Consider the following 6,285-nt stretch of genomic DNA (forward strand, 5'->3'; position numbering starts at 1 on the left):
CCGCGGCCGCCGCCCCCGAGCGCCGGGGCGGACGGGGCCGGCGCGGACCGGGGCCTCCGGGCGCCTCACTACTCCTTACACGCTTCCAGACTCCGGAATCGGGCAGTCCGACTCCGGTGTGTGAGCTACGCGATGCCGCGCGGACGGCCCGTCACCCGCGGACGGTACCCTGGGGGCCGGACATGTCCCTCAGTTGGAGAGTCGTCGATGCCGAAGTCACGCATGCGCAAGAAGAAGGTCTACTCAAGCTCGGGCGCGGGCAGGAGCACGACCTCGGGCGAGAGCTACGAGCCGAGCCCGACGTGGGTCCCCGTCACCGCCGTCGCCCTCATCGTGATCGGCATCGGCTGGCTCACGCTGTTCTACCTCTCCGGCATGGAGTTCCCCGTGGCCTCATGGGGCTACTGGAACCTCGCCGTCGGCTTCTCGTGCATGGTCGCGGCCCTGCTCGTCCTCTCGAAGTGGCGCTGATCGAAGCGGCGCTGACGCGCCCGCGAACCTGAGACCCGGGCGCCCCTGCGGCGCCCGGCCCCCGCTCGGGAATTTCGCCCCGGAGAACTGTCGGACCCCCGGCGTACTCTTGTGCCAGGGGTCCCTTAAGGGCGGATTTATCGGGATATTTCGTGATCCGCCCGTTCGATCCGGTTTCTAGAGGAGCTCGAACACCGTCGCGTTCGCCATGCCGCCGCCTTCGCACATCACCTGGAGGCCGCGGCGCAGGCCCGCGGCCCGCATGTGGTGGAGCATGGTCGCGGCCAGCCGCGCGCCGGAGGCGCCCAGCGGGTGGCCGAGGGCGATCGCGCCGCCGTTCGGGTTGAGCCGCTCCTCGTCCGCGCCGGTCTCGGCGAGCCACGCGAGCGGGATCGCCGAGAACGCCTCGTTGACCTCGAACACGTCGATCTCGTCGAGGTCGAGCCCGGTGCGCCGCAGGATCTTCGCGGTCGCCGGGATCGGCCCGTCGAGCATGAGCACCGGGTCCGACCCGACCGCGCACGCCGCCGCGATCCGCGCCAGCGGCCGCACCCCGAGCCGCCGCGCGTGCTCGTCGGTGGTGATGACCAGCGCCGCCGCCCCGTCGGAGATCTGCGACGACGTCCCCGCCGTCACCGACCCGTCCGCCTGGAACACCGGCTTGAGCCCGGCGAGCCGCTCGATGCTCGTGTCCCGCCGGATGCCCTCGTCCACGGCGACGCCGCCCACGGCAGCGATCTCGGCCGCGAACGCGCCCCTGCCGGTCGCCGCCGCGGCCTTCTCGTGGCTGGCGAGCGCGAACGCGTCCATCGCCTCCCGGCCGATCCCGTACCTCGCGGCGACCTTCTCGGCCGCCACGCCCTGGTTGAACGGCATCGCCGCGTCCGCATCGATCTGCGCCGCATAGCGTTCGCGCACCACCGGCCCGTACGGTTCACCCGCGCCCGCGCCGAGGCTCGACCCCATCGGGACGCGGCTCATCGACTCCACGCCCCCGGCGACGACCACGTCGGCGTGCCCGGCGAGGACCGCCGCGGCCGCGAACGCGACCGCCTGCTGGCTCGACCCGCACTGCCGGTCCACGGTGGCCCCGGGGATCGCGTCGGGCCAGCCCGCGGCGAGCACCGCGTTCCGGGCGACGTTCCAGGACTGCTCGCCGACCTGCGAGACGCACCCGAGGACGACGTCGTCGACGGCGTCGGGCCCGAGCCCGGACCGCGCCAGGGCCGCGTTCATCGCGTGCGCGGCCAGGTCGACGGCGTGAATGCCCGCGAGCACGCCGCCGCGCCGCCCCAGCGGGGTGCGGGCGGCGGCCAGGACGACGGCCTCAGGCATTGCGGTACACCGGGGCGATGACGGCGCGCGCGATCGCGTTGAACGTCAAGTGGAACGCCCCCACGGCCATCGACGAGCCCGGGTCGACCGCGACCTGCGCCTTGAGGGCGTGGACGGCGAACAGGTACCGGTGCTCGGGGTCGCCGGGCGGCGGGGCGGCCCCGGCGAAGCCGGTCGTGCCGGAGTCGTTGCGCAGCTGGACCGCGCCGGGCGGGGGTGAGGCGGCGGCTCCCGTGGGAAGCCCGGTGACCGAGGCGTCCAGGCCCAGGAGCATCCAGTGCCACCAGCCCGAGCCGGTCGGCGCGTCGGGGTCGTAGCAGGTCACCGCGAACGCGGCGGTCTCGGCGGGGAAGCCCGACCAGGCCAGGTGCGGGGAGACGTCCTGCCCGGCGACCTGCGCGGCCGGGAGGGTCTCGCCGTCGGCGACGTCGTCGGAGACGACCGTGAACGACGGGATCGGGGGAAGGAAATCGTAGGGCCAGGGGGCCCGCGTGCGGTCGAGCGACGTCATCGTCCTCCTCCTTCCGGGCCCGCGCGGAGCGTGTGGCCTGCGGGGCCGCGGGTTCGTCTGCGAATGCGTCCGACTGGACGGCTTTGGCCTTCCCCTGCACCGTATCGCGCCGAGGCCGCTGCGCGGCGCGGACCGCGCCGCGGCCGGGGCGTGCCGGGCCCTGACCGGCGCTGCCCCGCGCTCCCTCCCGGTGACGGCGGGTGAGGCCCGCCATGGCCTGCCCATATGCCGGTCGACGTCCGCCCTGTGGGCCGCTTACGCTGGTGTCATGCCGAACACCGACGTCATCTCTTTCTCCCGGGGCGCCCCGTCGCTCGACATCGTCGACACCGAGGGCCTCAAGGCCGCGGCCGTGGCCGCCCTCGACGCCGACCCGGCCGGGACCACCGGCTACGGCACGTCCGTGGGCTACCCCGCGCTGCGCGAGTGGATCGCCGCGAAGCACGGCGTGAACCCCGAGAACGTGCTGGTCACCAACGGTTCGATGCAGGCCGACGCGTTCCTGTTCGACGCGCTCGTCAAGCCCGACACGCCGGTGGTCGTCGAACGGCCCACCTACGACCGGACCCTCCTGGGCCTGCGCGAGCGCCGCGGCCAGCTCCACCCGGTGCGCGTCCAGGCCGACGGCCTCGACGTCGACGAGCTGGAGGTCCTCCTCAAGGGCGGCGTCCGGCCGACCCTCGCGCACATCATCCCGAACTTCCAGAACCCGGCGGGCGTGACGCTGTCGGGCGAGAAGCGCACCCGCCTGCTCCAGCTCGCGAACGAGTACGGCATCACGATCTTCGAGGACGACCCGTACCTCGACATCCGCTTCCGCGGCGAGCAGTTCCCGACGATGCTGGAGCAGGACACCGAGGACCGCGTCGTGTACGCGAGCTCGTTCTCCAAGACCGTGTGCCCGGGCCTGCGCACCGGCTACCTGGTCGGCCCCGCGGACCTGATCGCCACGATCGCGGCCGCCGCCACCAACACGTACATCGCGCCGAACATGTTCGCGCAGGCCACGATCTACCAGTTCGCGGCCTCGGGCGCGCTCGACCGGTCCATCGCGACGGTCAAGACCGCCCTGGAGGAGCGCGTCGACCAGCTCGCCGCGTCCCTGCGCGCGCACCTGCCGGGCGCCGAGTTCGTGGTGCCCGACGGCGGCTACTTCCTGTGGGTCGACCTCGGCGAGGGCGTCGACTGCGCGAAGGTCGCCGCGGCGGCCGGCGACGAGGGCGTCCAGGTCGTCAAGGGCACCGACTTCGTGCTCGACGGCGGCGAGTCCTGCCTGCGCCTGGCGTACTCGGCCGTCAAGGCCGACCGCATCGACGAGGGCGTGCGCCGCCTCGCGAAGGCCGTGGAGTCCTCCCGCGCCTGAACGGGGCACCGTCCGTGATCATCCGCGGACGTTCCGTCGAGAGTGGATGGCGGTTATGCGACATGGCGTATAACCGCCACCTCGCCGCCCTTCCCTGAATGCGAGCGGGGCGCGACAATCGGTTGCGTGGCCGCGGCCCTGCCGCGGCGGTAGCCGTTATCCCGCCCCCAAGACGCCGGATCGGTGGACTCGCCCACTCCCCCCTAGGGCGAGGCACCGGTCCGGCGTTGCCCTTTCCCGGCGGCAGTCCTCCGCGTTCCGGGGTTTTCGGGGCCCGGCCCTGCTTCCCGGCCCGGACACGGTTCCGGGGACCCGTGCCCGCACGGATCCCCGCTTCCCCCGGCCGCCGGTCCCGCCCGGCGGCGCTTCGCGCCACCGGCCGGCGTCCGGCCTTCTGTTGTCGCGCCGTCGCAGCCGCGGCGTCCCCCCGGATCGCCGCCGCCGCTAGCGGCTGACGCTGTCGGCGAGCTCCTCGTGGAGCGCCCGGTCGTCCAGTTCGGTGTCGTCGAGCAGCTCGTCGGCGAGCAGCTGCTCCCCGATGGACTCCGTCCGCTGCCGGTACCACAGGTAGGCGACCGCACCGCCGATCGCGAGCCCCGCGCCGATCGCCCCCGCGACCCACGGCCACTTCGGCGCCGGGGGCTTCCTGAGGCCCACCTTCGCCAAGACGACGTTGACCCGCGGCGCCGCGGCTTCCTTCGTTCCCCGCGCCGCTGCGAATCCCGCGTCCTTGAACGAGGTCACACCGTGTTTGAAATGGTCCACTGCCTCCCGGGCGGGAGTCGTGGAACGTCGGCTGAAGCCCATCGTGAATGCCTCCTCTAGGTGCCTGTACACCTCATCGTGCACCGGGCTGTGACACCCGTCGAGGGAAACGGGGGAGAAAGTTGGACGAACCTCGGCCGTCTGGCACCATGGACGCCATGACCAAGGCGACGCTGAAGACCAATGCCGGCGACATCATCATCGAGCTGCTCGACAACCACGCGCCCAAGACGGTGGCGAACTTCGTGGGCCTGGCCGAGGGCACCAAGGAGTACACGGACCCCGAGACCGGCGCTCCCGGCGCGGGCCCGTACTACGACGGTGTCATCTTCCACCGGGTCATCGACGGCTTCATGATCCAGGGCGGCGACCCGACCGGCACCGGCCGCGGCGGCCCCGGCTACAAGTTCGCCGACGAGTTCCACCCCGACCTCCACTTCGGCGAGCCCTACCTGCTCGCCATGGCGAACGCCGGGCCCGGCACCAACGGCTCGCAGTTCTTCATCACGCTGGGCCCGACCCCGCACCTGAACTTCAAGCACACCATCTTCGGCAAGGTGAGCGACGAGGACTCCAAGGCCGTCGTCGACCGGATCGGCAAGACCGCGACCGGCCCGATGGACCGCCCGGTGAACGAGATCGTCATCGAGTCCGTCGTCATCGAGAAGTAGCACCTCCTCGATGAGCGAAGAGCAGTCGGCCCCGGTCTGCTATCGCCACCGGAACCGCCAGACGTACCTGCGCTGCGTGCGCTGTGACAAGCCGATCTGCGCCGACTGCCGGATCGACGCCCCCGTCGGGTTCCAATGCCCCGACTGCGTGGCCGAGGGCCGCCGGACGATGCGCAAGACGCGCTCGTCGTTCGGCGGCGGCTCCCGCGCGGGCGCGGCCGGGACCGTCACGAAGGTCCTCATCGGCGCGAACGTCGCCGTCTTCGTGCTGGCGCTCGTCGCGGGCGGCAGCATCCAGGCGGCCACGACGTCCGCGATGACGCCGCTGCACTGGCTCGGCGCCGAGATCGGGTACCTCCCCGGGTACTCCACCGAAGTCACGGTGAGCGTCTTCGGGGCGTCGATCACCGCGCCGGTCGTGGCCGCGGGCGGGTACTACCGCATGATCACGGCGATGTTCCTGCACTTCGGCGCCATCCACCTGCTGTTCAACATGGTGGTGCTGTGGATGCTCGGGCGCATCCTCGAACGCGACCTCGGGCCCGCGCGGTTCCTCGCGGCCTACTTCCTGTCCGGCCTCGCCGGATCGGTCGCGGTGTACCTGTTCTCCTACGACTCGTTCACCGCGGGCGCCTCGGGCGCCGTGTACGGCCTGTTCGGGCTCCTGATCATGGTCAACCGCAAGCTCCGGCGCGACAACCAGGGCATCTACGTGCTCCTGGGCCTCAACCTGGTGCTGACGATCGTCATGAACTTCAGCCTTGCGGGGCATGTCGGCGGGCTCGTGGGCGGCCTGATCTGCGGCGCGATCCTGACCTTCACGCCGCGCGAGCGGCGGCAACTCCACTGGATCGGCTTCGCGGTCTTCCTGATCGCACTCGCCGCGATCACGTTCTTCCAGACCGGCTCCCTCGACAACCGCTTCGACGTCGTCTGATCCTTCGGACACGCAACCCCCGGGCCGCCGCCAGGCGGCCTCGGGGGTTCTTTCTCTTCGCCGCGACGGGGTCTGCCATCGGCATCGGTCCGATGTGAGGCGGCTCCGGTCGGGGGTTTCGCGGGTTCTTCCGCCGAATGCCGCTTCGAGGCCGGTCTCCGCAGGTGTCGACCGGTGCTGGGCCGCGCTTTCTTCGGATTCGGCTTGGGGGCCCTCCCCCCTCCCCCCACCC

Annotated in this window: 7 protein-coding genes; 4 read left to right on the plus strand and 3 right to left on the minus strand. The window is 72.0% G+C overall.

The annotated features are described in order from the left end of the window. Nucleotides 1-207: 207 nt before the first annotated feature. A complete protein-coding gene (locus DI269_RS14295) occupies nt 208-471 on the plus strand; it encodes a cell division protein CrgA (protein ID WP_112136935.1) in 264 nt (87 codons plus the stop codon). Nucleotides 472-648: 177 nt separating this feature from the next. Here DI269_RS14295 and DI269_RS14300 read toward each other — a convergent pair whose 3' ends face one another. Continuing rightward, nucleotides 649-1,806, minus strand: coding sequence for a thiolase family protein (locus tag DI269_RS14300; RefSeq protein ID WP_112136937.1), 1,158 nt, complete (start codon nt 1,804-1,806; stop codon nt 649-651). Next, nucleotides 1,799-2,317 carry a YbhB/YbcL family Raf kinase inhibitor-like protein gene (locus DI269_RS14305; protein WP_112136939.1) on the minus strand — a complete coding sequence of 173 codons (519 nt, stop codon included), beginning with the start codon at nt 2,315-2,317 and terminating at the stop codon, nt 1,799-1,801. Before DI269_RS14305 ends, DI269_RS14300 begins: the two co-directional genes overlap by 8 nt. 244 nt (nt 2,318-2,561) lie before the next feature. Here DI269_RS14305 and DI269_RS14310 point away from each other — a divergent pair, with 244 nt between their 5' ends. Continuing rightward, complete coding sequence (locus DI269_RS14310) at nt 2,562-3,680, plus strand: aminotransferase-like domain-containing protein (RefSeq protein ID WP_408612296.1); 1,119 nt, start codon at nt 2,562-2,564, stop codon at nt 3,678-3,680. A gap of 444 nt (nt 3,681-4,124) precedes the next feature. Here DI269_RS14310 and DI269_RS14315 read toward each other — a convergent pair whose 3' ends face one another. Continuing rightward, a complete protein-coding gene (locus DI269_RS14315) occupies nt 4,125-4,424 on the minus strand; it encodes a hypothetical protein (protein WP_112136943.1) in 300 nt (99 codons plus the stop codon). Between the two features lie 179 nt (nt 4,425-4,603). Between DI269_RS14315 and DI269_RS14320 the strand changes: the two genes are divergently transcribed. Together DI269_RS14320 and DI269_RS14325 are read left to right on the plus strand one after the other, a co-directional pair. Then, on the plus strand, nt 4,604-5,116 hold the full coding sequence (locus tag DI269_RS14320; RefSeq protein ID WP_112136947.1) for a peptidylprolyl isomerase: 513 nt from the start codon (nt 4,604-4,606) through the stop codon (nt 5,114-5,116). A gap of 10 nt (nt 5,117-5,126) precedes the next feature. After that, a complete protein-coding gene (locus DI269_RS14325; RefSeq protein WP_112136945.1) occupies nt 5,127-6,053 on the plus strand; it encodes a rhomboid family intramembrane serine protease in 927 nt (308 codons plus the stop codon). Nucleotides 6,054-6,285 lie beyond the last annotated feature (232 nt).

Origin of the sequence: Glycomyces dulcitolivorans (assembly GCF_003265355.1) — a bacterium.
Lineage (GTDB): Bacteria > Actinomycetota > Actinomycetes > Mycobacteriales > Micromonosporaceae > Glycomyces > Glycomyces dulcitolivorans.